Consider the following 23,995-nt stretch of genomic DNA (forward strand, 5'->3'; position numbering starts at 1 on the left):
TCACCCGCGAACTCGCCAGAACACTTCGAGTGAGACCCAGAGCGCCACACTGAGCCCGGCGAGAAGCGACAGTGCAACCTGTGCGAGGCTCATCCAGATGGGCGTCGCGTACAGTACTCCGTTTAGGTACTTGTTCGGGAGGGCGTCTTTCACCAACACGCCGACTGGATTCCGTTCGTCGCCTGCTCGCGAGTCGAGACCGAGAGACTGTGCGGTGGTCCCACCGGCGCTCTCGTCTCCAGTATCGAGTCGCTCGGCCTCGTACGGGAAGCCGACGGTGACGCTCCAGACGATTTCGCCCGCTCGGTCCACCTCGAAGACGCGATTACCGTTCGAGTCCGTGATGAGGGTGTTCCCGTTCGGCAGGCGGTCGGCGTCGCGGGGCCACTGCATCCGGGCGTCTCGCCACTGCCACGTCTGTACCCACGTTCCGTTTTCTCGCTGATACTCGACGACGCGGTTGTTCTCCGAGTCGGCGACGAGGACGGCGGGTCCGCCCTGTGACTCGGGGATGTAGTCCGGGTTGTGCTGCTCGTAGAGGACGCCGTAGTCGTCCTCAGCGCCGAGGGTCCAACTGTCGTCTACCTCCCCGCTGCGTCGGTCGACGAAGACTACTCGGTCGTGGTTGCGCATGCTGACCATGAGGCGTTCGCCGTCGTCGACGAGTTCGACGTCGTTGATGTGGCTCCAGTCTTTCGGATACGGACCGCCGGTCTCGTCGGTCGAGAACTCGTCGGAGGCGTTCCACGTCCAGACGATCTCGTTGTTGGACTGCTCGACGACGAACAGCCGGTCGAGGTAGATATCCGCGACGGCGAGGTGCGTCTCGTTCACGCGGTCGACGTCGTGGAACCGGGTGAGTTCCTGTCCGGGAGTCATCGCCGTCCAGACTGTCGTGGTCTCGCCGGTCGTGAGATTCACTCGGTCGACGCCGTTTCGCGTACAGCGACCGCTCTCGCCGTGGACCTCGTAGTAGCGCTCCCACGTCGTCTCGTCGACGGCGTACTGCGAGTGGTTCCAGTCGGACGGACACGCCTCCGCGTCCAGATGGTCGGCGAACGCGGCTTCGACCGTCGCCTCCGTTCCGGGAACCGGGTCGACGTCCCAGTACACGTCGCGCGAGTCGTTGTAGTAGAGTACCGTTCCGGCTCCGTCGACCGCGACGAGTTCCGCACGACCCCGTGGCGTGTCCACCTCCCCGGGTCTACCGCGCCACGAGTTCGAGTCGGTGCCGACGACCGTCACCGAGTCCGCAGACGCGATTCGACTCGGGTCGTGTTGCCAGCCGTCGTCAGTCCGAATCTGGTCGACCAGTGGTCTCTCGGCGGTGGCGTAGCTGAGCCCGAGCCCGAGTAGCGAGAGAACGGCGAGTGCTGCCAGAACGGCCCTGAACGACTGCTTCCGGTCGTTCACGGGCTCGACCTCGCTTTGTGGGTGCTGTCACTCATCTTCCGGGCTCACGCGTCCTCGTCGGGGAGCAACGCGCGGAGACAGTGCTGCACGTCCTCGGTTTCTACGAGGTCGCTTTCGAGCAACAGTCGGAGTTCGGCGTCGGAGAGTCTCGCGTCGTTTTTCAGCGACTCCGTCGCCTCGGACGCGGAGCGCGAGACGGTGTCGACAGTCAGGTCGACGTCGTTCACGACGAACTCGTCTATTTCTTCGGTCCCGAGAGAGTCCCACGTAGAAAACGCGCTTCGAGAGCGAGTCGTCGGGGAGAGAACCCGAGCCCCCACCGAACGAATCGGTGATGTCGGCGCTGTACAGGAGGTACGCGATTCCGTCGGCGACCCCCTCGAACAGTTCGTCTCCCTCCGCATCGGATGTGTCGTCGCCGTCCGAAAGTGACTCGAAGATCCGCCGGCGCTCTTTCTCTTCGAGGCACTCGGAGAGTATCGAGAAGTCGAGAAGCGCGTTGGACACCCGCTCGCAGATGTCCGTTCGGCGTTGGTAACGCTGCTGTTTCGCGTGCTCGCCTTCGTACACTTTCCCGCCGGTGAGCCACCGGCGGTCCTCGGTGGTGAGCGTCGCGTTCTTCCGACTACCCATCTCGCGGATAGACGACCTTTGGGCGTATATACCCACGCGTCGGGGTAAATCGCACGTATCCTACCACACATAGAATCTATTTACGATAGCCACATCGAGGGAGATGTGAACTAGTTCACGGCGTTCCAGGGGGAGCGGGCACTGGAGAAGTAATCAGTGCGCCTACTATTCGTGCAGACGTTTTATCCGCAATCGATTCATGGTTTAATCGGGTTTCAGTTGTTGACATCGTGGTTTATCTTTCTGTATGTTAGTCGGCAAGTTCGTGACTCGATTGGTCGTCCTCTCGCTGGGTACCTTTCCCGAGTTTGGTGATGTGCACCGGGTTTCGGTAGAGGAATACCCCGACGGCGACAATCCATATCACGCCCGGCGCCAGTCCGGTCTGGAAGGTCATCGACAGGTCGGTGTATCCGTGGGCCTGGACGATTCCGAAAGAGAGCGCTCCAATGCTGGCGATAATGCTCAACCAACCCATGCCACTGAACCAGTTGAGACGAACTGGCGACTCGGCGCTGGCGAAAAACGCCCCCGCGAAGAGCCCCGCTGCGATGCCGAACATGAACCACTGGAGACTGAAGAGGCCGCCTTCGATCTGCCGAACGGCGAACGCCGTCTCGTACAGCAGTTCCTGTTGTTCGGGCCCCGCCTCTGCCCATCGGTCGACCATGATCCCGAGGGCGACGCCGTCGACGGCGATGAAGACGGCGTAGACGCCTGCACACACCACCATCGCCACCCCGCCGAGGGTTGCCCACGCGCCGGCGACGCCCCTGCGCAACCGCCAAGTCAGTGCAAGGAGGGCAGCGCCCATCAACAGTATCCCGAGGAACTCCCCCAAGTGGTAGAGGGCCCACCCAGACTCCGTTGCGTAATCCGAGAAGGCGTCGTGGGTGTGATGCGGTGGCGTCCACGGGTGTAGATACGCCGACACTCCGTAGACCCCGAGTCCCAAAATCGCAGCGACGGATCCAACCTTCGAGAAGTACCGTTCAGAGGGAGCGTTTGCCGACGCTAAATACCCAATCTTAGGGTCGTCCGTGGGGGTCATGCGACCTCCGTTACAGCGTTGTTTGACCGTTCCGTTACGAACTGTATCGTTTTGTTCCGGTGTATCCCCTGTGATCGTTTGATTGGGGTTCCATCCACCTCCTGTCCTGTCGTTACCATGTTAACTCTTCGTCTCCTACGCCCCTTGCCATTCCATCCCTGGTCTTCGCGTCAATGAGCGCGGAACTACTTACGACTCGCAGCACGTTATATGTAAACATATATCATAAACCAAGTAAGTTACCTGTTGTAATGGCACGACATATGATTTTTATGATGGTACCCTTATTGACCCGTTCACCATTTTGATCCGCGAAATTCGCTGAATACCTCCTCTGGGCCTTGTTTAGACGCTATAGAGAACGACTCACTCCGGTGAACTAACGACCTCTGAGTCAGACCCGAGTAGTGTGCCCTCTCGTCTCTCGCACTTCACAGATCGTCTCGTAACACTGGCAAAACGTGCTGTCTCTGGCGATCCTTCACCAGCGGTCAAGAAGGGCGACGGTGGCTACGCTGACTGGGTAATCGTTGCGATCCACGGTCTCCGCGAATACCTTGACCTTCCATATCGACGGCTCCTCGATGTGCTTCACGAGATGCACGGGATCGTCGGGAAAATGAATCTCGAAACGAGCGAGCTGCCGGACTTTACGACCGTATGCTCACGGAAGCAGCAGCTCAAGATGGCGGTCTGGCGAAGCCTCCTTCGACTCTCCGCTAATTTCCACGATACCGGTGACGTACAGGCTATCGACGCGACTGGCTTCGACCGGCACTCTGCCAGTCGCCACTACGCAAATCGGACAGACTACACATTTAGATCAGTGAAGACGACGGCACTGGTAGACTGCGACACCAGTGCCGAACTGGATATTCATTGTTCGACGAAACAACCACACGACACTCAGATTGGGCGACAGGTACTCACACGGAACCTCAACCGGCTACAGATCATTACCGCTGACAAGGGATATGATTGGGACGACCTCCGCGACGAACTTCGGGACGCTGACGTTCGGCCCCTGATTACACACCGAGAGTTCTATCCGCTCGATATGGCGCATAACGCTCGCCATGACGACGATACCTATCATCGACGATCAGTCATCGAGGCCGTGTTTTTCGCGCTCAAGCAGCGGTACGGTGACACGCTTCGGGCACGAACGTGGTTCGGGCAGTTCCGCGAACTCGTTCTGAAAGCCGCTGTGAGAAATGTCGAACTTGTTTCCTGACTTCGGTCAGTCAGGACCAGAATAGTAGTCGTCAGCTTTCTCTTGTTCGCGTGCATCAATGCGTGCCTCAATGTCATCCAGTCGCATATGTAGGTCAGCAATGTACTCCCGAGCATAGTCAGAGTCCTCTAAGGCCGTCAACGCAAACAATCGATTGTCGATACACTGGAAACAAGCCTGAATTTCGTCTTTGGGACTATATCCAAGTTGATTCATGAGAAGATGGAACGCTACCCACCACCCAATCGGCGTTGGTAGTTCTACGTCAGGAAACGCATCTACAGGTTCGGGTCGCTCATCAAACGTTTGATAGTACAATGCTGCCATCTCGGTCGTCAGAACATCGAGACGCTGGTAGAACGTACCCACGTTGTGGGGATATCCCATGGCGCTCGGAGTCTCGTCAACTTCCCAATATTCGATAGAGCCTTCGGTGGCCAACTCATCCCATCGGTTACGCTCTGCGTCGATGACCGCTTCATAATCGCCAAAGATGGCAAGTCGTACCTCGCCGTCATTGCGCCGTGTGTCACTCCCTAAGCGGTAAAAACGAATGCCGTCACATCCGTCGATTGCGTTAAGGCGGTGTAGCGATGGGACGAGATACCCCCTAATGAGCGCTTCGTCAGCTCTGTGGCTATCCGTTATGAATCGGACAACCATTCCAGTAACCATAGTGTCCATAGATTGAAAATAGTGGTATACTTTCTGTTATACGTAGGACACGATTGGTAAATTCGCAGTTTAACTGAGCGGCTGATTCGTAGCGTCATTACTGAAAGGGATGAGATGTTACTCCGCGTCTAAACAAGGCCCCTCCTCTGTATTCAGCCTGCGATTCCTATCAGCTGTTGAGGGCTACGACAGAGCCAACAAAAGTCTATTTACGAGACGTACCAATCGAGCGGGAAGAGTGACACATGGCTACAGAGGATGACTCCGTCGATATACTCGACCCGTTTCGCCAGTTCGTCTCGCTCGAACGCGACGTGCTCGTCCTCTCGATAGCGATGTTCACGTTCGGTCTCGGCTTTCAGATGACGAGTCGGTTCCTCCCGGAGTACATGGTGGCGCTGGGGGCGTCGGGGTTCGTCGTCGGCTTGTACGGGACCTTCGGCAACGTCATCTCCGCGGTCTACCCCTACCCGGGCGGGGCTGTATCCGACCGAGTCGGGTCCCGGTACGCGCTGACGCTGTTCGGACTCCTCTCGACTCTCGGATTCGGGTTCTGGCTCGTCGCGCCCGGAATCGGGACGATCTCGCTGGGGAGCGTCACCGTCGCCGCGTGGGTGTGGATCTTCGTCGGCCTGATTCTCGCCCAAGCGTGGAAATCGTTCGGCCTGGGCGCGACGTTCGCGGTCGTCAAGCAATCGACGCCCCCGTCGCGTCTCGCGGAGGGGTTCGCAAGCACCGAGACGTTCCGCCGAACCGCCTTCCTCGTCGGGCCGGTCATGGCGGCGGTGCTCATCGGCCTCCACCCGCAGTTCACCGTGAGCTTCCAGTACGTCCTCGCCGTGGCCGTCGTCTTCGGCTTGCTCGGGACGGTCGTCCAGCACGTCCTCTACGACGCGAGTGGCGACGACATCGGCGACTCGTTCGCGGGACTCGAACAGATACGCCGAGAGTTCCGCGAGATGCCAGACGAATTGCGGCCGTTGCTCGTGGGGGACACGCTGGTTCGGTTCGCCAACGGCATGGTCTACGTGTTCTTCGTGCTCGTCGTCACACAGATATTCGACGTCGGATTCGACGCCACCGTCTCGCTCGGACAGTTCTCCTACGCTATCGAGCTCTCTCCGGAGGCGTTCTTCGGCTATCTGTTGGGCGTCGAGATGGTTGTCGCGCTCCTCGTGATGGCCCCCGCCGCGAAGATTGCAGAGCGCGTCGGTCTCAAGCCCGTCGTCGCGCTCGGATTCGCCGTCTACGCCGTCTTTCCGGTCGTCCTGATATACGCGCCGAGAAGCGCCCTCGCGCTCGTCGTCGTCTTCGCCTTCTCGGGACTACGGTTCGCCGGACTGCCGTCGCACAAGGCGCTCATCGTCGGCCCGGCCGAACAGGGCGCGGGCGGTCGCGTCACCGGGTCGTACTACCTCCTGCGAAACACCATCGTCGTCCCCAGCGCCGCGCTCGGCGGCTACCTCTGGGACTTCGTCAGTCCCGAACTCGCCTTCGGCGTCGCGGCCGCGGTCGGTCTCGTCGGTACGGGCTACTTTCTCGTGTTCGGAAAGGAGTTCGAGGCGTACGCCTGAGACACCCTCGGACGAGCCCCCGCTCTCTCGGTCTTCGCCAGGAGAGTCGAGGAAAACGCGGGGCCCAACCGTAGTCCCAATACGCGCTCGGCCGAACGCGCACCCGTGACGATGGACCACCGAAACGCGGGCTACGATCGGCTGTTCGGGACCGAGACTCTGAGCTTCGGCGTCGGCTTCCCGCTCACCGACGCCCGGGAGTCCAGACCGCCGGTCGCGCGGGAGATGGAACTCGCGTCGCACGCCGAGCGCGTCGGGTTCGACGCGCTGTGGGCACGCGACGTACCGCTGTACTGGCCGCGGTTCGGCGACGCGGGCCAGACGTTCGAAACGTGGACGTGGTTGAGTCACGTCGCCGCCCACACGTCGGACGTCGCACTCGGCACCGCCAGCGCCGTCCTCCCGCTTCGGCACCCACTGCACGTCGCAAAGAGCGCGGCGTCGATCGACCGGCTCTCCGACGGCCGCCTCGTCCTCGGAGTGGCGACGGGCGACCGCGACCCGGAGTTTCAGGCGTTCGGCGTCGACGCCGACGAACGCGGCGAACTGTTCCGCGAGAGCGTCGACGTGCTTCGGACCGTCTGGCGCGAGGAGTTCCCCGAACTCGATTCGGGGTGGGGAACGCTCGACGGGTCGCTCGACCTCGTGCCGAAACCGACGACGGAAACGCTTCCGCTGCTCCCGACCGGCTACGCCCGCCAGTCCGTCGAGTGGATCGGCGACCACGGCGACGGCTGGTTCTTCTATCACCTCCCGATGAACACGCTCGAATCCTACCTCGACGAGTGGCGGTCGGTCGCCGGCGAGAAACCGTACGCGATGGCCGTCCGAACCGAACTCGCCGACGACCCGAAGGCGGAACCGGAACCGCTGCATCTCGGCTACCGCGCCGGCAGCGACTGGTTCGCCGACTACTTCCGGACCCTCGACGAGATGGGCGTCGACCACGTGCTCGTCTCGACGCCCGGCGACGATCCGGAGGCCGAACTGACGCGATTCGCCGAGGAAGTCGTCGAACGCGTTCGGTGACGGGGACGAAGGGGTTGGGAACGGGCGGTCGACGCACCTCCACGCTGAACCGGCGGGCCGCGTTACTCACTTCTCTCCAGCGGTTCGACGATGAGTCGCGAGTTGTCGACCACGGTGACGGTGTGGCCGCTATACTCGAACCCGACGACCACTCCTGACCCGCTTCGGACGGCGTTTTCCACAGCCTCCATATCGACGGTTTCGTACAGCGGCGGGAGTTCGGATTGCTCGAACCCCGAGACGCTCTCGACTGCCTCGACGACGTCCACGACGAGCGCTCTCTCCTGCGAGCGTCTGAACTCTCGTTGGCTACAGCCCATGTTTAGTTAAAAAACGATATCGACTGGTAAATAGGCACTACTTGATATATGCCGAATCAAGGCCTAAAATTGTTTTAAAACCAAACAGTCAGATAACGCCAATTCAGTTTCGAACTCACCGGGCGAGGTCGATGGAGAATTCGAAAGTGGTTTCATTGTTTAGGCGAGCCTAAACACATGGACGACGAGTTAGAGGTGAGCGGCTCGCTGACGCGCCGCGACTACCTCAGGTACGGCGGAGCAGTCGTCGGTGCCGGACTGCTCGCAGGCTGTGCGAGTGACGACGGAGCCGAGGAAACGTCGCCGGGAACGACAGTCGGATCTGGAGACGGCGGGGCGGCAGAGACGGACGCCGGCTCGGAGACGACAAGTTCGGGAGAGTCGTACTCGGTGTCGATGGCACCGGTCGGGACAGTCGAATTCGATAGCGTGCCCCAGAACGTGATGGTGTACAGCCTCTTGTACGCGGACATGGCCGTCGCCTACGGGAAAGGCGACGCGGTGAACTCGCTGGGGTTCGACGCCGACGCCGGCGGCAATACGCTCGACGCGTACTACGACCGTCTCGACGGCGTCTCCTTCGACCGCAGCGGGATCGAACAGCTCAACACCGGGTCCGGGAACGTGAACGTCGACAAGGAGCTGTTCTACGAGTTGAACTCCGACCTCCACCTGGTCGACCCGTGTCTCGTCGTCTCGTTCGACGGGTGGGAGCAGTCCGACATCGACGAGATTCGGACGAACATCGCCCCGTGGTTCGGCAACGCCTACAGCCGGGCGCACAGCCAACCGCCCGAGGAGTGCCGAGACGGCTACGAGTACTACACGCTCTGGGAGATTTCGGAGAGAGTGTCCAACGTCTTCCGAGAACGACGGCGGTTCAAGGCGCTTCGGGCGGTTTACGACGGGATGCTCGAAGAGATTCGGTCGAACCTCCCGCCCGCCGACCAGCGACCCTCGGTCGGGGTGGTGATCTTCATGGACGAGACGTTCTACCCCTCGAAACTCAACGCCCCGGGGTTCGCGGCCGCACACACCCGCCCGCTCGAAGCGACCGACGCGTTCGCGGTCGACGACGTGACGTTCGAGACGACGTACGACTACGAGACGATGCTCGACATCGACCCGGACGTCATCCTGCACCCGTTCGGCATCGCCTCCTACTACGACGTCGGACAGATTCGCCAGACGCTCGAAGACCACCCCGTGGGCGGACAGCTGACCGCCGTCCGGAACGACCGCGTCTATCCGTCGGGCAACCCCGTCCAGGGGCCGCTGATGAACCTCTTCCAGTTGGAGATGACCGCAAAGCAACTGTACCCCGAACAGTTCGGCGAGTGGCCCGGTTACGAGACCGGCGAGCCCTATCCGGAGATTCCCGAGTCCGAGCGCCTGTTCGACCGTCGGCGCGTCGCAGATATCGTCGCCGGCGAACCCTGAGGGCCTTCGGGGAGTAGGACCTTCCCGTCTCGAGTCACGGACTACGCCACGAACTGCAGCACGGCGAGAATCGTCCCGACAGACGCGACAGTCGTCGCAAAGACGTTCGCGGAGGCGAGGTTCGCGTCGCCACCGAGTTCGGTCGCGTAGATAAACGTCGAGACGGCCGTCGGCATCGCGAGCATCAACACGCCGGCGCGCGTGGTCGACACGTCCGCCGAGAGCAACGAGAACGTCACGAGCGCGATTGCGGGCATCACCAACATCTTGAGCGCGACGACCGACCCGACCGTCGAGAAATCGACGGACGTGTCGTCCAGCGACAGCGACGCACCGACCACGAGGAGTGCAATGGGGAGGGCGAACTCAGCGAGCGTCTCCAGACCTGACCAGACGAGACCGGGAACCGAGAGGCCCAACGCCGAAGAGAGTAACCCGATAGAGAGCGCGACGAGAACGGGATTGGCGAAGAGGTTCCCGAGTTCCGCTCGCACGTTTGCGTCGGCGTTGTTGACGAACACGAGCACCGCGATCGTCAGCGGGACCTGCGTCAACGCGCCGATGCCGAGGAGGAGACTCGCCTTTGCGGTGACGACGCCGCCGAACGTCGCCGCGACTATCGGGAGCCCGAGAAATCCGAGATTGCAGTGATACGACTGCACGACGGCGACGCTTCGGACCGACGGCGTCGACTCCCGGCGGTGGACGACCCATCCGACCGCTGCGGCGGAGAGGAGGACGAACCAGAACCCGAGCACGAGACGCGGTTCGAGGACCGCTGCGAGCGACTTCGACGCGGTCGACGTGAACACGAGCGCTGGGAGCGCGACGTAGAACGCGAACTGAGTGAGGCGGTCCGAGCGGGCGTCGTTCAGGAGGCCGACGTGGCGAGCGGCGAAGCCGACGGCCAAGAGGACCAGGAGAAACGCTAGATTCGAGACGACATCCATGCTGGCATCTCAACCGCCGACTCACTTCAGGTTACGGCAGGTGGCAACGGAGGGTTCGTTCGCCATCTGTGATAGGTCCGGTTCCGACTGCGAACGATCTTCCCGTCCCGAGTGTCTCCGAGTGATGTCGCAGACCCCCTTCGATTCCCACCGATGTCCAGATCTTCCTGAATACGTATCTCTGTGCTCGTCTACGAACAGGAGCCTCAATTCGTTGCTCAGACTTCCATTTGACGCTCGATGCGTTACATGAGTTTGCGCATGAACGGTCCTACTGAACTCGCCATCTCTCTCCCGCGCCGAGAGCGGACGGCGTGAGGTTCGAGTTCTCCGTCGACAGCCGGGTCGTCCCGCTGGCCGAGTCCGGTCTACGAGGCGGTCGAGACCGCGGAAGGAGCCATCGGCGGAGACGACGCCGCGACGTTCGACTTATCGGTGGTGGGCTTCGTTCCACTCTTCGCGGCAGTCGTCGCCGCAGAGCGGATAGATTTGGAGCACTCTGTTCGCGTTGCGCACCGTCACGACGGGGTACCACTCGCTCGTGTCGATAGTGGCCCCACAGTGCTCGCACTGCTTGTTCCTGAACGACGCGTCGCGCCTCCCACGAGGGGAGTCGTTACCGCGCTCGTCGTTCGCATCGAGGGTCGTCTCCGCATCGTACGCCGCCCGAATCAAACGGTCGGAGCGGGTCGAGTTGGTTGATTCGGACCCACCCATCTCAGTTCTCGATCGGGTCGGCGACGGTCGTAGTATCGGCCGGTGGCGGCGAAACGAGTATCTCGCCGGTCCCGCGGACGGTGACGTGACAGCCACCGATGTCGAACTCGAGTTCCACCGAGGGGTGCGCCGAGTCGGACGAGGAGAAAATCGCGTCCAGGGCGTCGGGGTCGATGGTGTCGTAGAGCGGGTCGAGTTCCAAGGGATCGGCGTTCCGCGCGTCCGCAACCGCCATGACAACTGCATCGCTGGCATTTTCGTGTTCGCGAATTTCCCTAACGCCCGCGGCTTGAGTCGAGATCGTATCCATACTCCAAAGGATGGGACGTTTGGGGAAATCGACTGCTCCTACACTCGTAGTGTCGCGTCTGACGAGACACTACGTATGTTGGTCCCGCCTCTCCGAGGGGACGGGGCCGTCGTCGAACAGCATCGCACAGAGCTTTCGCTCCGCGGTTCGGAGGTGGGCGTTGAACGTCGGCTGCGTGATGTCGAGCGACGTTGCGACCTCCTCGCCCGTCCGGTCTCGCGGCCACTCGAAGTAGCCGCTGTGGTACGCCGTCTGGAGCACCTCCAACTGCCGATGCGTGAGTTCGGCTTCGAGCGTCGTGTCAAACGCCTCCTGGGACCGATCGGTCCGTTCTTTGTCCCGACGCGCGCGAAGCTCCGTCTCGGAGTACTTCTCTTCGACCCGGGAGATGAACGCACGGACATCCGTCGTGTCTGGAAGTTCGACGATGACTCGCGTGACCGTCTCCTCGATTTGAATCGAGCGAGCGATGCCGCCGCACTCGACGAGCACCGACGGAACCGTCGGCCCGGAGACGGTCACCTCGAACCGGAGTTGGTCGGCGTCGGTCCCCTCGCCGATGTAGTCGATGTCGCGGATTCCGGGGACGGTAGTCGCGGCGTCGACGACAGCGTTCGGCGACGCTCCGGTCGCGTTGAAGAATATTCGCGTCGTCCCGTCCGTCTGCGGGACCAGACCGCCGTAACTGAGTTGACACCCCGCCTCACGCGCGAGCTGTTCCAGCTGTCCGCCCGTCTCGCGAATCTCCAGTTCGAGCTCGACGACCGTGTCGGTCAACAGCGTCCGGCGCGTCTCCACGGAGTTCATCGCGTAGGCGATGGTCTCACCGAGTTCCTCGAAGACGCGCTTCGAGCGGTCGGTGAAGACATCTGGTTCGGTCGCAAATACCGTCAGAACGCCGTAGAGTAACTCATTGTACCGAAGTGGGATGCTGATAGCCGATTGGAGCCCTCGCGCAATGGCGGCTTTCCGCCACGGTTCGTCGCGGATCCCCGAGGCGACGTTGGGGACGACGGTCGTGGTCTCGGTCGACACCATCGTCGCCGCCGGCGAGGCGCTGTCGTCGACCGACAGCGAGACGACGTCGAGATAGTCTGCGCCCGCGCCGGCCCAACTACGCGGGGTTATCTCGTCGTCTACTACTTCGCCGATCCAGGCGAACGCGAAGCGTTCGGTCTGGGTCAGAAGCTCGCAGACGGCCTGTTCTATCGCGTCGCGCGTCGCGGCCTGTACGAGCACTTGGTCGATCTCGCGGATGAGATCGTTTATCCGGTTGAGTTCCTCCAACTGCTGGTTCTGCGTCGCAAGTTCGCGCTCCTGTCGCCGGAGCGACTCCTCGCGTTCGACGCGGTCGAGCGCGACTTCGGTCGTCGCCGCCAGATGGTCGGCCAACTGCTGGGTCTGCTGGTCGATGCCGTCGGCCTCCTCCGAGAGGATGACGAGCACACCGTGTCCGTCGAGCGGAATCCAGAGCCCGCTCCGCAGCGGGACGTCGAACCGGCGGAAGCAGTCGACCTCCTGGAGATCCTCGCGCACGACGGTCTCGTCGTCGACGAACGCCTGCCACGTGATAGTCGACTCGTTCGGGTGCAGGGACGGGATGTCACCGAGAGACGTTTCGAGGTAGTCCGGATACGCCGCCGGCTCGAGCACGTTCGTCTCCACGTCCAAGAGGTAGATACCGACGTAGCGGCGCCCGAGCAGGTCGACGGCGGTGTCGACCGCGAGCTGACTCACCTCGGCTTTCGACTCCGCTTGCACCAGATCGCGGCTCGCGCCGTGCAGCGCCGCCTGTGTCCGCTCGAACTTCTTTCGCTCGATGGCGTGTCGAATCGACCGGTACAGCAACGGGGGCGTCAGTTCGTCTTTGACCAGATACTCCTGTGCGCCCTGCTGGACCGCCTGCACGCCGACGGTCTCGTCTTGAACGCCGGTCAGGACCACGACCGGAACCTCGTTCGTCCGGTTTCGGACCGCTTCGAGCGTGTCGATTCCAGAACTGTCGGGGAGGCCGAGGTCGAGAAGGAGCACGTCGATCTGCGACGCTTCGAGCCGCTGCAGCCCGTCGTCCAGACGGTCGGTTCGCTGCAGTCGCGGCGTGCCGACGGGGTCGGACTCTGAGAGCGTTACCGTCCGCTCTGTCGCCTCGGCGAGCAGCTCCTCGATGAGCCGGACGTCGCCGGGGTTGTCCTCGATCAACAGCACCTCGAGCGTGTCGTCGTCCGACATGTTCAGTTGTAGTTCGGCGACGGGAGCCTGGCGAGCTGGAGCCAAAACTCCTCGAACGCCCGAGCGAGGCCGATGAAATCGTCGGGGTCGACCGGCTTCACGAGGTAGGCGTTGGCGTGGAGGTCGTAGCTCCGGGCGATATCCTCCTCGGCCTCGGAGCTCGTCAGCACGATGGTCGGAATCTGTCTCAGGGAGGGCGTGTCCTTTATCTCCCGAAGGACGGCTTCCCCGTCGAGGCTCGGGAGGTTCAAGTCGAGGAGGATGAGTCGGGGAACGGGAGCGTTCTCGTACTGGCCGCGCTGGTAGAGAAAGTCGAGTGCCTGCTCGCCATCGTGGACAACGTGGAGCTCGTCTCGGATGCCGGACTCCTCGAACGCCTCTTGTGTGAGTCGGATATCATCGGGGTTGTCCTCGACCAATAGCACTTCGACCGGTTCGGTAGATTTGTTACTCATATATATCCCTTCGAGTTGTCGGTATCGGGAAGCGGAACGTCGGACCGCCGTCGTCGGACTCGGCCCAGATACGGCCGCCGCGCCGGGTTTCTAGTTTGTCGCGTGCGCGCCGAAGTTTTTCCTCGGCTCGTTTTCGCTCCGTACTGCCGATGACGACGCGCGGGAAGTCCAGCGGCGTCCCCGTCTCGTCGTACTTGAGTTTTCGGCGGGCGTCGACCCAGTGAAGCTCGTCGGCGTTGGTTTTGACACGATACTCCAGTTTCCACTCCGAGCCCGATTCCACGGCCGCAGTTATCGAGTCTTCTACGCGGTGACGGTCGTCCCCGTGGATGCTCGAAGTGCACACATCCAGCGGGACGACCGCGGTAGCTCGCTCCGGGTCGGCGTCGAAGGCTGTCGAACGGTCGGTGGTGAGTTCGAGTGCGCCGTAGACGGTGTCGTCGACCGGTGTTCGAGGTGTGACGCCGGCGTCGTCGGCGTTCCAGAGCCTCACAGTCCTGTAGAGATCCGAATCGTCGAAACAGTCGTCGACGACCCCTTCGACGGTGTCGCGCGTCGACGTACCCGCCGACACGGGGTGTGAGATTCCGGAAAGCGCGGAAGTATACTCGGTGTCGGCGTTCTACCTCCATTCAACGACAAGTTACGGCCCTACCGTCTTCAATCCTCTCATCAGCAAACCGGCTCACGACGGCATGGCGCACAGTACGGCCGTCTCAGGCGTTCGCCACACAAGTTCTTCGACCGGCAAAACGACCACGCCGCGAACACGACGAACCGTACGCACTCGACTTCACCCGAGCTGATTCGAGTACCCAATCGTCAAGCCCAGTCAGCCGCGGTAGCGTGCATAAGTATTTAGATATCGAGCGGGTATCGAACCCATGGGAAAACTCGACGAGGTCTCGGCGGACCGTCTTCGAGATGCGCTCTCGAACGCCACGGACGCGAAGGAGGCGAAACGGCTCGTCATCGCACTCGACTACAAAGACGGACAGCCGGTAGACGAGTTGAGCCGGCGGTACGGAATCCCCCGTTCGACGCTGTACTCGTGGTTAGGACGGTTCGAGAACGACTCCGTCGAGGCCGCGATCACCGACGAGAGTCGACCGGGACGCCCGTCGAAGGCCTCAGAAGAAGCGCTCGCGGGACTCCGAGCGGACGCGGCAACGTCTCCTTCGGAACTGGGTTACGACGCCGACGAGTGGACGACTGCGATGTTTCGAGAGCACATCGAGAAACGCTACGGCGTCACCTACTCTGGGGGCCACGTCCGACGGTTGCTCCGACAATACGCGTAAGCAGACTCGAACTCAAACGGCGAAGTAGAGCGGTTATGCCCGTCACCTGTTGTACAATTATTTTTGACCGGAAATGCTCGCGAAAGAGGGTCGAACGACGTCAGTCGAGGCCGACTGCCGTTTCCGTATCAGCCGCTTGGTGGATAGCTTCGATAATTCGTAGATCGGTCAGGCCGTGTTCGCCGTCCGGATAGATAATCGCCTCCGATAGCAGCCGGTCGGCGAAGTAGTCGAACTCTTCGGTCATCTCTTCGACCGCATCGAACGACCTGTGAGACACCTCGGCTGTTACGTCACCTTTCGAGGCGTACAGCGTGCATTGACCGTGAAATGCCGGTCGGAGTTCGAGTTGTCCGTCGGTACCGGTAATCTTCAGCTGGGTATCCGCGTGAGCGCGCTGGCTCGCGGTGGAGACCATCTGTACATCACCTTCGAGGACGGCAAGAAACGACGACCGTTCGTCGGGGACCGCATCGAACGCCTCGTGGGGCGACGACATCCGGGCTTCGACCGTTACCGGATCGCGCCGAAGTAGATAGCGGGCGGTGTTTATCGAATAGATGCCGAGATCCATCACTGACGCGCCGTAGCCAGTTAGCTCGGGATTCAGTCGCCACTGGTTGCGGTCGGGAATCATCTCTAACAGCGGCTGTGAGTTGTTGCCGTACACCTGTACCGGTTCGCCGAGGAAGCCATCTTCGACGAGTTCGCGCGCCCGCCGAACCGCCGGGTCGGTCTGCATTCGGTAGGCGACCATCAGCGGAACGTCGGCGTCGTCGCAGACGTTGACTATGCGCTCGGCGCGTTCGACGCTAGCTTCCATCGGTTTCTCGCAGAGAACGCCTTTGTCGAGCTGTGCGGCCGTCTCGGCGTATTCGAGGTGAAAGGCGTTCGGCGTGGCGATGTACACCGCATCGTACGCGTCCGCGGCGACACCCTCGTGGTAGTCGTCGTAGGTGATGCCGTAGTCGACACCGTGCTCCCCGGCGATTCGGCTCGCTTTTTCCGCGGAGCTGCTGACGACGACGGTCGTCTCGCAGAGCTCCGCCGCCGCTATCGCCGGTAAGGCAACGTCGGTTGTCCACCACCCGAGTCCGACGAGCGCGTAGCGAACCGTCCCGCTCGCTGACTGCTGCCAGTCGCGGCCGGCGTAGTCGGTCATCCAGTCGGTGAAAGCCATACGATATCGGCGGGCGGCGAACGCGAAAAGCTACCGGCCGTCACAACGTCGACGTCGCCGAACGCTTAGTCCGACCGTGCGCGGTCGATAGCCGCTCGGAACTGTTCTGCGCGCTCGGTTAGTACCCCATACTCTCCCGCAGCAATCGCCTCCGAATCGACGAGACTGCTACCCACGCCGACGGCCGTCGCCCCTGCGTCGACGTACGCTTCGACGTTGTCGAGTGAAACGCCGCCGGTCGGGACGAGCGGCAACTGCGGGAGCGGGCCGCCGAGGCTCCGAACGTATTCGGGCCCAAGCGACGATGCGGGGAAAATCTTCAGCAAGTCCGCGCCCGCCTCGTACGCATGGACGGCTTCCGTCGGCGTCTGTACCCCAGGTGCGACGACCGCACCGTACCGGTTACACGTCTCGACGACGCCGGGGTCGAAACTCGGGGTGACGACGAACGACGCGCCCGCCAGTAGCACCGCTCTCGCCGTCTCGCTATCCAGTACGGTTCCAGCCCCGATGAGTACCTCCGAATGGTCGAACGTCGAGGTGACGGCTTCGAGCGTGCCGAGGACGCCGGCCGTGTCGGCTGTTATCTCGACGGTGTCGATACCGCCTTCGACCAGCGCGTCGACGACGTCGATGGTTCGGTCGGGGTCGACGCCGCGGACGATTCCGATGACCCCGTTCTCGGCGATTCGGGCGTACGCCGACTGGGACTGTGTAGATGGCTCTGTCGTCATTGGGCTCACTCTCGCTCCTCCTTCTGAACGGAGAGCGTCGCGGGAGCGGCGTCGGTAACGGCGACGTCGTAGCTGTCGACCGATTCGCCGCCGACGAGCCATCGAGCGTCTGTGTCGGCGTCGACCGTCACCGGGTCCGAACTGAAGTTCGCCACCCACGTCAACCCGTTCCGCCTGGCCAGTCGAACTTGGTCAGGGAGTCGCGGTGTCGTCTCCACATCCGCCCGGATCAACAGATCGCCGACCAGTTCGTCGGCGAGAGCAGCCTCCGGCCACGTGCCGACGTAGACTACCGAGCCCTCCCCGACGGTGTTGTGGATGATTGCCGCCTCGCCGTCGGCGAGTTCGCCATCGTAACGGCCGACGACGTCGGCGCTATCGGCTACCGGCGAGAGCCAGTCGTTCCAGACGTGGCAGTCGAACCGCTCGCCGCCGTAGCTGACGCGGCTCTCGATACGTTCGGGAATGCTCTCGAACTGGGTGACCTCCGCGCCGAGCACGTCCGTCAACGGCCCCGGCTGCTGCGTCTCGTGGAGCTTGTTGTACGGGTCTTTCACCCCCGAGCGCATCGTTACGAGGAGTTCGCCGCCCGAGCGGACGTACGATTCGAGCGTGTCCGCCAAGTGGTCGTCTGCGAGGTAGAGCGTCGGGGCGACGACGGCGTCGTAGCCGGATAGCTCCGCCGACGGAGGGACGACGTCGACGGTCACGGAGCGCGCTTGGAGCGCCGCGTAGTACGTCTCCGCGTGCTCCCAGTAGTCGAAGTCGGGCGTGTTGGGTTCGATTTCCAGCGCCCAGAGGTTGTCGTAATCGTGGAGAACGGCTACGTTCGCCTCCGAGCCCGCGGTCGTCTGCTCGTCGGGTTCAGTCTCGCGGCCGTCGAGCAGTTCGGCGAACTCCGTCGCCGCCCGCGCTGCGTCGCGATAGCCGCGGTCGGGAGAGCCGTCCGGCGCGAGGAGGCCGCTGTGGTACTGTTCTTGTCCCATCAGACACTGCCGCCAGCGGAAGTACGAGACGACGTCCGCGCCGTGGGCGACCGCAAACTGCGCCCACAGACGCATCGCCCCCTCGCCGGGTTGTGGGGAGTACGGCGGCCAGTTGATGTCGCCCGGTTGCTGTTCCATCACCCAGAACGGCGACCCGGTGGCGCTGCGATACAGGTCGTGGTTGAACGCGATTTGGTCGGGGTCGCCGACGCGCAGCTGTTCTGTCGACGCCGGCGTCGACCGTTCCTGGACGTGGCCTGTGGGGTACGAGTCCCACGACGCGAAATCCAACTCTTCGGAGACGTCGTAGGCGTCGAGCGCGCCGAAGTGACCCATGAAGTTGTGCGTGACGAACCAGACGTCGTTCGCCTCCCGGAGCAGTTCGGTTTGGAGACGATTGTACTCGACGACGCTGTCGCTGCTGAATCGGTAGTAGTCGAGCAATCGGGCGGGATGGTGGTCCGCGGCGGTGTGTCGCGGCGGGTCGACCTGCGCGAACGAGTTGAGTTCTTGGCTCCAGAACGCGTTGCCCCACGACTCGTTCAGCGTCTCAACGTCGCCGTACTTCTCCTTGAGCCACTGCCGGAACGCCGTCGCGCAGTCGTCGCAGTAGCACCGGATGGTGCCGTGACAGCCGTACTCGTTGTCCGTCTGCCACCCGGCGACGGTGGGGTCGTCCGCGAACGCCTCCGCCAGCGCCTCGGTGATGCGTCGCGTCTCACGTCGGTAGATTTCGGAGTTGTAGCAGTAGTGGCGTCTGCTCCCGTAATGTCGAGGCGTACCGTCTGCCTCCGCTTGTCGAATTTCCGGATACTCGTCGACCAGCCACTTGGGGGGCGTCGCCGTCGGCGTGCAGAGCACCGCCTGCATTCCGTGGTCGCCGATGAGCGAGACGGCGTCTTTCAACCACTCGAAGTCGAGGTCACCGGGCTCCGGTTCCAGTCGTGACCAACTGAACTCGCCCATGCGGACGTACTCTAAGCCGGCGTCGGCCATCTGCTCGATATCTCGCGCTAATCGCTCCTCGGGCCAGTGTTCCGGAAAATAGCAAACTCCGGTCTTCATGGCTGAGCGTCTCTCTGTGTCATGATAAAAGCGTGTGTTTTCGTCGGAGAGCGGTGTTATACGCTCTGTGTCCGCGTGTACTGTTCGTAGTCGATATCCGTCTCGCCGGTCTTCGTCTTAATCGCCTCCGTCGTCTCTGCGTCGAACAGATAGAGGTCTTCCTCTTCGAAGCCGAACTCGACGACCGAACCCTCGGTAGGCCGGATTTCGCTCTGGATTCGAGCAGTGATGTCGACGTGGTCCATCTTCGCGTAGAGAAAGTTCTCGTTACCCATCTGCTCGACGACGGTCACCTCGCTCGGGAGACTACCGTCGGACGCGAGCGTCAAGTCTTCCGGGCGAATGCCCACGCGAACCTGACTTCGTCCCTCGACCAGCGACTCGTCTTCGAGCGTGTAGGAGAAGCCGCCGGGACCGGTGAGCGTGTTGCCCTCCACCGCCGCTGTGAAAAGGTTGATGCTCGGACTGCCGATGAAACCGGCGACGAACTCGTTGGTGGGGCTGCGATACACTTCGCTCGCGGTGCCGACCTGCTGGAGCACGCCGCCGTTGAGCACGACGATCCTGTCGCCCATGGCCATCGCTTCCGTCTGGTCGTGGGTCACGTACGCGGTGGTGACTCCCAGCTCCTGCTGGAGTTCCTGAAGTTCGGTCCGCATCGTCGACCGGAGCTTCGCGTCGAGATTCGACAGTGGTTCGTCCATCAGGAAGACCTCCGGGTCCCGGATAATGGCACGGCCGAGGGCGACGCGCTGCTGTTGCCCCCCCGAGAGCTCCTTAGGTTTCTTCTCCAGGAGGTCCTCAATGCCGAGCAGCTCCGCAACGTTCTCAACGCGGGAATCGATCTCCTCGGTCGTCTGCTTCGTCGAGAGCCGAAGCGGGAATCCGATGTTCTTTCGGACGGTCATGTGCGGGTACAGCGCGTAGTTCTGAAACACCATCGCAACGTCGCGCTCGCGCGCGCGTTTGTCAGTTACGTCTGTCCCGTCGAACTCGATAGTCCCGCTGGTCACGTCTTCTAATCCGGCGATACACCGGAGCGTTGTCGTCTTTCCGCAGCCTGACGGACCGACGAAGACGAGGAACTCCCCGTCTTCGATTTTCAGGTTGAAGTCGTCGACTGCAACGATCTGTTCGCCGTTCTCACCAAACGTCTTGCGTAAGTTCGTGATGTCGATTTTTGCCATATGTGATCACCTATTGTTTGACCGAACCGGAGAGGATCCCCTTGATGAAGTACTGCTGGAGCGTCAAGAACACGACGAAAATGGGCGTTACGGCCAGCGAGGTTCCCACCATGATCTGGTCGAACGCCACTCGCTGTTGGCCGACGAGGTCCGCCAGCGCGAGCGGAATCGTGAACATCTGCGGATCCTGCAGAATGACAAGCGGGTAGAGGAACGCCTGCCACTGGTTTAAGAAGAGAATAATTGCCAGCGCCGCCAACGACGGGAGCATCGTCGGGAGTGCAATCTTGTAGTACAGTTGGAACTCGGTGGCACCGTCCATGCGTGCAGACTCCAGAAGCGAGTCCGGAATCGCCTTCATGTTCTGTCGCATCAGGAAGATGCCGAGCGGGTTCGCCGCCCACGGCAGAATCACTGCGAGATACGAGTTCGTCCAGCCGATCTGCACCATCAGGAGGAACAGCGGAATGATGAGCAGCTGTATAGGCAATACGAGCGTCGCCAAGATGAAGTAGAACAGCGGCTCTTTGAAACGGAATTCGTACTTCGCGAAGGCGAAACCTGCCATCGAACAGAGGATCAGCGACAGTATCGTGTACGTCACTGCGATGATGATACTGTTGCCGATACTCCTGACGAAGTCGACGTTCTGTTGAAGCGCCCGGAAGTTCTCGAGGAAGTACGCCCCCGGAAGCAGCCGCGGCGGCCACGAGAAGAACTCCGACTGCGGAATCGTCGCGGCGACGAGCATCCAGTACAGGGGTATCAGTACCAACGCCGTGATGACGAGCAGGAAGATGTAGCTTCCGAACTTCCAGAGCGCTTCTCTTTGGTCTCGGATGTGCATTACGATTCACTCCCGTATCTGATTTGGATTATCGACATGATGCTCACGAGGACGACGAGTATGACCGACACCGCGCTAGCGTATCCCAGGTTCAACTGGAGGAACGCCTGGTTGTAGATGTACTGTACGATGGTGATGGTCGCGTTCGACGGGCCGCCGCCGGTGATGACGTACGGTTCGGCGAATATCTGGAACGTCCCGATTGTCGAAGAGACAATGACGAATAGCAGCACCGGCCGGAGTTGCGGCAGCGTGACATACCGGAACTTCTGCCAGCGGCTCGCGCCGTCGATTTCCGCGGCCTCGTAGAGTGGCTGCGGAACCGTCTGCAAACCTGCGAGGAGGATGATCATGTTGTAACCGAGCCAACGCCACGTGACCGCGATAACGAGCGTTATCCGCGCCCAGAAGCCGTCTCCTAACCACGGAATCGCGCTGACGCCGATGGTCTCCAGCACGTAGTTGACGAGTCCGACCTGCCCGTTGAACAAGAGGAGGAAGATCGTCGAGTACGCGACCAGCCCCGTCGCTACCGGCAGCGCGATGAGCGTCCGAAACAGTCCCTTCGCGCGGATGAACTTCGCGTCCAGCACGAGCGCTGTGGCCAGTCCGAGGATGACCATTGTCGGCACTTGCACGAAGAAGATGAACGCCGTGTTGAACAGCGACCGATGGAACAGCGAGTCCCTGAATACGAGGCGTTCGTAGTGGCTCAGCCCCACGAACTCGAGTCTCGCAATCTCCGGTATCGAAACGATGACCGGCCCCATCTGAATACTCAACAAGATGTCGTTGGAGACACCGATATAGTTGAAAAACGACAGGTAGAACGTGTACGCCGCCGGAAACATGAGGAAGATTCCGAAAAGGATGAAAAACGGCGATATGTAGAGGTACGGCAGTCCCGGCACCGTCGGTACTGCGCCGGAGAGATCTTGGCGCGCGTACCGCACGCGGTCGGAGAGCCGTTGGTACGTAGTCGACGAGCGAAGCGTCGACTGAATAGCGGTGAGTACCATACGCGGCGACTACACCCCCCCGTCGTCCGACGTGAGACGGGCGTCGTTCTCCGGGCGTGCGGTAGTTTTCGACCGTAGGCTCATCGGGAGACGGTTCTCCGCGAGACAAAGTCGGCCGACTGTGGTTCGTTCGGACTCGTCGCTCGTTACTGCTGGCATGGGTTGGCTCACCGTGGTAATGGCATCGACATTTCGGTCGGTCTTATAGCTATGTGTTCGTGTCTATCTCGGTCCGGGTGTCGGCGCCGTCGTCACGCGAGTTCCCGGTCGGTCCGGTCGGCGACGGTTTGTGCGGCGTCTTTCATCGCCTGCTCGGGACTTTTCGCGCCGTCAAGCATCCGGCCGAGTTCGGTTTCGAGCGCGTCCTGCGCTTCGGGTGAATCCGTCGTGTAGTTGTACGGTTGAATCTCGGTCGCCACTTCCGCGAACAGACGGAAGATAGGCTGTCCATCGTAGAAATCCTGTTCTCGGTCGTAGATATCGGCGTCGTAGGCCGTACTCAGCGACGGGAACAGGCCGTAATTTTCCAGCATGGTGTTCTGGACTTCTGGGGTCGTCATCGCCCAGAGACAGAAGTCGAACGCGCGATTAACGACGCTCTGGTCGCTGATTTGCGAGGGGATAGCCATGTTCGAACCGCCACGGTTCGACGCACGGTTGCCGCCCGGCTCGAACGCCGGGAGTTTGTAGACGCCCCAGTTCCCCGCGGAGTCCGGCAGCTCGGCGCGGAGCGTTCCGTCCATCCACGCTGCACTTGGCAGCGATGCGAGTGTCCCTTCTGCGAACGAAGTAAACCAACTGCCGGACCACAGTTCGATCCGAGTCGTAATTCCGGCGTCACTCATATCTTTCATCAACTGAGCCACACGTATGCTCTCTTCGCTGCCGAGAGCGACGGCACCGTCGTCGGTGAACGCCTGTCCACCGAGCTGTCGCACGTACATTCGCCACGTCTGACCCATATCACCTTGTGGGAGGTTCACCATCGCAACGTCGTCAGGAAGCTGCTGTCCCGCCTGGATGAAGTCGTCCCACGTTTCGATACTCTCTACGTCGATACCGGCTTCCTCGTATATATCACGCTTGTAGAATACGCCTGTCGGGCCGATGTCCCACGGAATTGCATACACCGCGTCGTTGTGGCTGACAGTCCCCCACTTCGTCTTCACGATGTCTTCTCGAATACCTGCCTCGTCGATACGGCTGGTCAGGTCGGTGAGACCGTTGACACTCGCGTAATTCGTCACGTCGAAGTTCTGTACGACCGAGAAGTCGGGCGCGCCACTCCCGCTGGTGATTGCGGTCTGGAACCGCTGCTCCCAGGAATCGCTGCCGAGTTCCTCGACGGTGACGTCCGCATCGTTCTCTTGGTTATACGTTTCGGCGGCGTCCTGCAGCGATCGGGCGGCGATGTCCCAACCCCATCCCGTCGACGACTGGGCCATCTCCGAACTCGACCCGCCACCGTCCTGTGAACTGTTTCCTCCGTTCTCGTTCTGGTTGCCGTCAGTGCTGACGCTACATCCCGCTAAACTGGCCGCGCCGGCAACGCCGAGCATCTGAAGTAGCTGGCGGCGACGCGCACTAGGCTCTGAAGACTTTGGCATAGGTTCTCCAGTGACACCATTTCTCTAGGGGCTATATCA

General features: G+C 61.6%; 23 protein-coding genes and 1 pseudogene. 5 read left to right on the forward strand and 19 right to left on the reverse strand.

Annotated features, from left to right (window positions below; all coding sequences use genetic code 11):
• The 4 genes and pseudogenes from LAQ73_RS17025 to LAQ73_RS17035 all read right to left on the reverse strand — a co-directional run bounded on the left by LAQ73_RS17025 (position 1) and on the right by LAQ73_RS17035 (position 3,097).
• The gene (locus LAQ73_RS17025; protein WP_224270890.1) at positions 1-1,413 is read right to left on the reverse strand and encodes an arylsulfotransferase family protein; all 1,413 of its coding nucleotides are present in this window, start codon (positions 1,411-1,413) and stop codon (positions 1-3) included.
• Between the two features lie 44 nt (positions 1,414-1,457).
• Positions 1,458-1,640 (reverse strand): hypothetical protein, encoded by a 183-nt coding sequence (locus tag LAQ73_RS17030; protein ID WP_224270891.1) that lies wholly within the window; start codon positions 1,638-1,640, stop codon positions 1,458-1,460.
• A gap of 175 nt (positions 1,641-1,815) precedes the next feature.
• Positions 1,816-2,046: pseudogene (locus LAQ73_RS17890) on the reverse strand (DUF8102 family protein); the annotation flags it as partial.
• A gap of 250 nt (positions 2,047-2,296) precedes the next feature.
• A complete protein-coding gene (locus LAQ73_RS17035) occupies positions 2,297-3,097 on the reverse strand; it encodes a hypothetical protein (RefSeq protein ID WP_224270892.1) in 801 nt (266 codons plus the stop codon).
• Positions 3,098-3,506: 409 nt separating this feature from the next.
• Between LAQ73_RS17035 and LAQ73_RS17040 the strand changes: the two genes are divergently transcribed.
• Positions 3,507-4,331: an IS5 family transposase gene (locus LAQ73_RS17040; RefSeq protein ID WP_224270893.1), complete on the forward strand. Its 825-nt coding sequence runs from the start codon at positions 3,507-3,509 to the stop codon at positions 4,329-4,331.
• 6 nt (positions 4,332-4,337) lie between these two features.
• On the opposite strand, the gene LAQ73_RS17045 is transcribed toward LAQ73_RS17040, so the two are convergent.
• Positions 4,338-5,006: a hypothetical protein gene (locus tag LAQ73_RS17045; protein ID WP_224270894.1), complete on the reverse strand. Its 669-nt coding sequence runs from the start codon at positions 5,004-5,006 to the stop codon at positions 4,338-4,340.
• Positions 5,007-5,251: 245 nt separating this feature from the next.
• Here LAQ73_RS17045 and LAQ73_RS17050 point away from each other — a divergent pair, with 245 nt between their 5' ends.
• Both LAQ73_RS17050 and LAQ73_RS17055 read left to right on the forward strand, forming a co-directional pair.
• The gene (locus tag LAQ73_RS17050; RefSeq protein ID WP_224270895.1) at positions 5,252-6,580 is read left to right on the forward strand and encodes an MFS transporter; all 1,329 of its coding nucleotides are present in this window, start codon (positions 5,252-5,254) and stop codon (positions 6,578-6,580) included.
• 111 nt (positions 6,581-6,691) lie between these two features.
• Entirely contained in the window at positions 6,692-7,609 is a 918-nt protein-coding gene (locus tag LAQ73_RS17055; protein WP_224270896.1) for an LLM class oxidoreductase, read from the forward strand.
• A gap of 62 nt (positions 7,610-7,671) precedes the next feature.
• Here LAQ73_RS17055 and LAQ73_RS17060 read toward each other — a convergent pair whose 3' ends face one another.
• A complete protein-coding gene (locus tag LAQ73_RS17060) occupies positions 7,672-7,929 on the reverse strand; it encodes a HalOD1 output domain-containing protein (RefSeq protein WP_224270897.1) in 258 nt (85 codons plus the stop codon).
• A gap of 177 nt (positions 7,930-8,106) precedes the next feature.
• Between LAQ73_RS17060 and LAQ73_RS17065 the strand changes: the two genes are divergently transcribed.
• Positions 8,107-9,369, forward strand: coding sequence for an ABC transporter substrate-binding protein (locus LAQ73_RS17065; protein ID WP_224270898.1), 1,263 nt, complete (start codon positions 8,107-8,109; stop codon positions 9,367-9,369).
• A 41-nt stretch (positions 9,370-9,410) separates the two neighbouring features.
• On the opposite strand, the gene LAQ73_RS17070 is transcribed toward LAQ73_RS17065, so the two are convergent.
• The 6 genes from LAQ73_RS17070 to LAQ73_RS17095 all read right to left on the reverse strand — a co-directional run bounded on the left by LAQ73_RS17070 (position 9,411) and on the right by LAQ73_RS17095 (position 14,604).
• Positions 9,411-10,319, reverse strand: coding sequence for an AEC family transporter (locus LAQ73_RS17070; RefSeq protein WP_224270899.1), 909 nt, complete (start codon positions 10,317-10,319; stop codon positions 9,411-9,413).
• Positions 10,320-10,748: 429 nt separating this feature from the next.
• Positions 10,749-11,036, reverse strand: a complete 288-nt coding sequence (locus LAQ73_RS17075; protein ID WP_224270900.1) for a DUF7576 family protein — start codon at positions 11,034-11,036, stop codon at positions 10,749-10,751.
• A 1-nt stretch (position 11,037) separates the two neighbouring features.
• Positions 11,038-11,346, reverse strand: a complete 309-nt coding sequence (ddfA, locus tag LAQ73_RS17080; RefSeq protein WP_224270901.1) for a DdfA family disk-determining factor — start codon at positions 11,344-11,346, stop codon at positions 11,038-11,040.
• A gap of 69 nt (positions 11,347-11,415) precedes the next feature.
• The gene (locus LAQ73_RS17085; protein WP_224270902.1) at positions 11,416-13,575 is read right to left on the reverse strand and encodes a bacterio-opsin activator domain-containing protein; all 2,160 of its coding nucleotides are present in this window, start codon (positions 13,573-13,575) and stop codon (positions 11,416-11,418) included.
• Between the two features lie 2 nt (positions 13,576-13,577).
• Positions 13,578-14,030 carry a response regulator gene (locus tag LAQ73_RS17090; RefSeq protein WP_224270903.1) on the reverse strand — a complete coding sequence of 151 codons (453 nt, stop codon included), beginning with the start codon at positions 14,028-14,030 and terminating at the stop codon, positions 13,578-13,580.
• Complete coding sequence (locus tag LAQ73_RS17095; protein ID WP_224270904.1) at positions 14,023-14,604, reverse strand: PAS domain-containing protein; 582 nt, start codon at positions 14,602-14,604, stop codon at positions 14,023-14,025. The genes LAQ73_RS17090 and LAQ73_RS17095 overlap by 8 nt, the downstream gene beginning before the upstream one ends.
• Positions 14,605-14,914: 310 nt before the next feature.
• On the opposite strand from LAQ73_RS17095, the gene LAQ73_RS17100 reads away from it, so the two are divergent.
• Positions 14,915-15,331, forward strand: a complete 417-nt coding sequence (locus LAQ73_RS17100; RefSeq protein WP_224270905.1) for a helix-turn-helix domain-containing protein — start codon at positions 14,915-14,917, stop codon at positions 15,329-15,331.
• Between the two features lie 100 nt (positions 15,332-15,431).
• On the opposite strand, the gene gfo6 is transcribed toward LAQ73_RS17100, so the two are convergent.
• The 7 genes from gfo6 to LAQ73_RS17135 form a co-directional block, all read right to left on the reverse strand.
• Positions 15,432-16,511, reverse strand: coding sequence for a D-xylose 1-dehydrogenase Gfo6 (gfo6, locus tag LAQ73_RS17105; RefSeq protein WP_224270906.1), 1,080 nt, complete (start codon positions 16,509-16,511; stop codon positions 15,432-15,434).
• A 65-nt stretch (positions 16,512-16,576) separates the two neighbouring features.
• Positions 16,577-17,245, reverse strand: coding sequence for a bifunctional 4-hydroxy-2-oxoglutarate aldolase/2-dehydro-3-deoxy-phosphogluconate aldolase (locus LAQ73_RS17110; RefSeq protein ID WP_224270907.1), 669 nt, complete (start codon positions 17,243-17,245; stop codon positions 16,577-16,579).
• Positions 17,246-17,250: 5 nt separating this feature from the next.
• A complete protein-coding gene (locus LAQ73_RS17115) occupies positions 17,251-19,296 on the reverse strand; it encodes a beta-galactosidase (RefSeq protein WP_224270908.1) in 2,046 nt (681 codons plus the stop codon).
• Between the two features lie 56 nt (positions 19,297-19,352).
• Complete coding sequence (locus LAQ73_RS17120; protein WP_224270909.1) at positions 19,353-20,483, reverse strand: ABC transporter ATP-binding protein; 1,131 nt, start codon at positions 20,481-20,483, stop codon at positions 19,353-19,355.
• Positions 20,484-20,493: 10 nt separating this feature from the next.
• Positions 20,494-21,330 (reverse strand): carbohydrate ABC transporter permease, encoded by an 837-nt coding sequence (locus tag LAQ73_RS17125; RefSeq protein ID WP_224270910.1) that lies wholly within the window; start codon positions 21,328-21,330, stop codon positions 20,494-20,496.
• Complete coding sequence (locus LAQ73_RS17130) at positions 21,330-22,349, reverse strand: carbohydrate ABC transporter permease (RefSeq protein WP_224270911.1); 1,020 nt, start codon at positions 22,347-22,349, stop codon at positions 21,330-21,332. Before LAQ73_RS17130 ends, LAQ73_RS17125 begins: the two co-directional genes overlap by 1 nt.
• A gap of 251 nt (positions 22,350-22,600) precedes the next feature.
• The gene (locus LAQ73_RS17135) at positions 22,601-23,908 is read right to left on the reverse strand and encodes an extracellular solute-binding protein (RefSeq protein ID WP_224270912.1); all 1,308 of its coding nucleotides are present in this window, start codon (positions 23,906-23,908) and stop codon (positions 22,601-22,603) included.
• Positions 23,909-23,995 lie beyond the last annotated feature (87 nt).

The organism is Haloprofundus salinisoli (assembly GCF_020097815.1).
GTDB classification, from domain to species: Archaea; Halobacteriota; Halobacteria; order Halobacteriales; family Haloferacaceae; genus Haloprofundus; species Haloprofundus salinisoli.

What these genes read in the sequence shown, in the direction of transcription:
- LAQ73_RS17035 (WP_224270892.1), bottom strand. Translation starts at nt 3,097, where the DNA reads ATGACCCCCACGGACGACCCTAAGATTGGGTATTTAGCGTCGGCAAAC.
- LAQ73_RS17045 (WP_224270894.1), bottom strand. Translation starts at nt 5,006, where the DNA reads ATGGTTACTGGAATGGTTGTCCGATTCATAACGGATAGCCACAGAGCT.
- LAQ73_RS17050 (WP_224270895.1), top strand. Translation starts at nt 5,252, where the DNA reads ATGGCTACAGAGGATGACTCCGTCGATATACTCGACCCGTTTCGCCAG.
- LAQ73_RS17055 (WP_224270896.1), top strand. Translation starts at nt 6,692, where the DNA reads ATGGACCACCGAAACGCGGGCTACGATCGGCTGTTCGGGACCGAGACT.
- LAQ73_RS17060 (WP_224270897.1), bottom strand. Translation starts at nt 7,929, where the DNA reads ATGGGCTGTAGCCAACGAGAGTTCAGACGCTCGCAGGAGAGAGCGCTC.
- LAQ73_RS17065 (WP_224270898.1), top strand. Translation starts at nt 8,107, where the DNA reads ATGGACGACGAGTTAGAGGTGAGCGGCTCGCTGACGCGCCGCGACTAC.
- LAQ73_RS17070 (WP_224270899.1), bottom strand. Translation starts at nt 10,319, where the DNA reads ATGGATGTCGTCTCGAATCTAGCGTTTCTCCTGGTCCTCTTGGCCGTC.
- LAQ73_RS17075 (WP_224270900.1), bottom strand. Translation starts at nt 11,036, where the DNA reads ATGGGTGGGTCCGAATCAACCAACTCGACCCGCTCCGACCGTTTGATT.
- ddfA (WP_224270901.1), bottom strand. Translation starts at nt 11,346, where the DNA reads ATGGATACGATCTCGACTCAAGCCGCGGGCGTTAGGGAAATTCGCGAA.
- LAQ73_RS17085 (WP_224270902.1), bottom strand. Translation starts at nt 13,575, where the DNA reads ATGTCGGACGACGACACGCTCGAGGTGCTGTTGATCGAGGACAACCCC.
- LAQ73_RS17090 (WP_224270903.1), bottom strand. Translation starts at nt 14,030, where the DNA reads ATGAGTAACAAATCTACCGAACCGGTCGAAGTGCTATTGGTCGAGGAC.
- LAQ73_RS17100 (WP_224270905.1), top strand. Translation starts at nt 14,915, where the DNA reads ATGGGAAAACTCGACGAGGTCTCGGCGGACCGTCTTCGAGATGCGCTC.
- gfo6 (WP_224270906.1), bottom strand. Translation starts at nt 16,511, where the DNA reads ATGGCTTTCACCGACTGGATGACCGACTACGCCGGCCGCGACTGGCAG.
- LAQ73_RS17110 (WP_224270907.1), bottom strand. Translation starts at nt 17,245, where the DNA reads ATGACGACAGAGCCATCTACACAGTCCCAGTCGGCGTACGCCCGAATC.
- LAQ73_RS17115 (WP_224270908.1), bottom strand. Translation starts at nt 19,296, where the DNA reads ATGAAGACCGGAGTTTGCTATTTTCCGGAACACTGGCCCGAGGAGCGA.
- LAQ73_RS17120 (WP_224270909.1), bottom strand. Translation starts at nt 20,483, where the DNA reads ATGGCAAAAATCGACATCACGAACTTACGCAAGACGTTTGGTGAGAAC.
- LAQ73_RS17125 (WP_224270910.1), bottom strand. Translation starts at nt 21,330, where the DNA reads ATGCACATCCGAGACCAAAGAGAAGCGCTCTGGAAGTTCGGAAGCTAC.
- LAQ73_RS17130 (WP_224270911.1), bottom strand. Translation starts at nt 22,349, where the DNA reads ATGGTACTCACCGCTATTCAGTCGACGCTTCGCTCGTCGACTACGTAC.
- LAQ73_RS17135 (WP_224270912.1), bottom strand. Translation starts at nt 23,908, where the DNA reads ATGCTCGGCGTTGCCGGCGCGGCCAGTTTAGCGGGATGTAGCGTCAGC.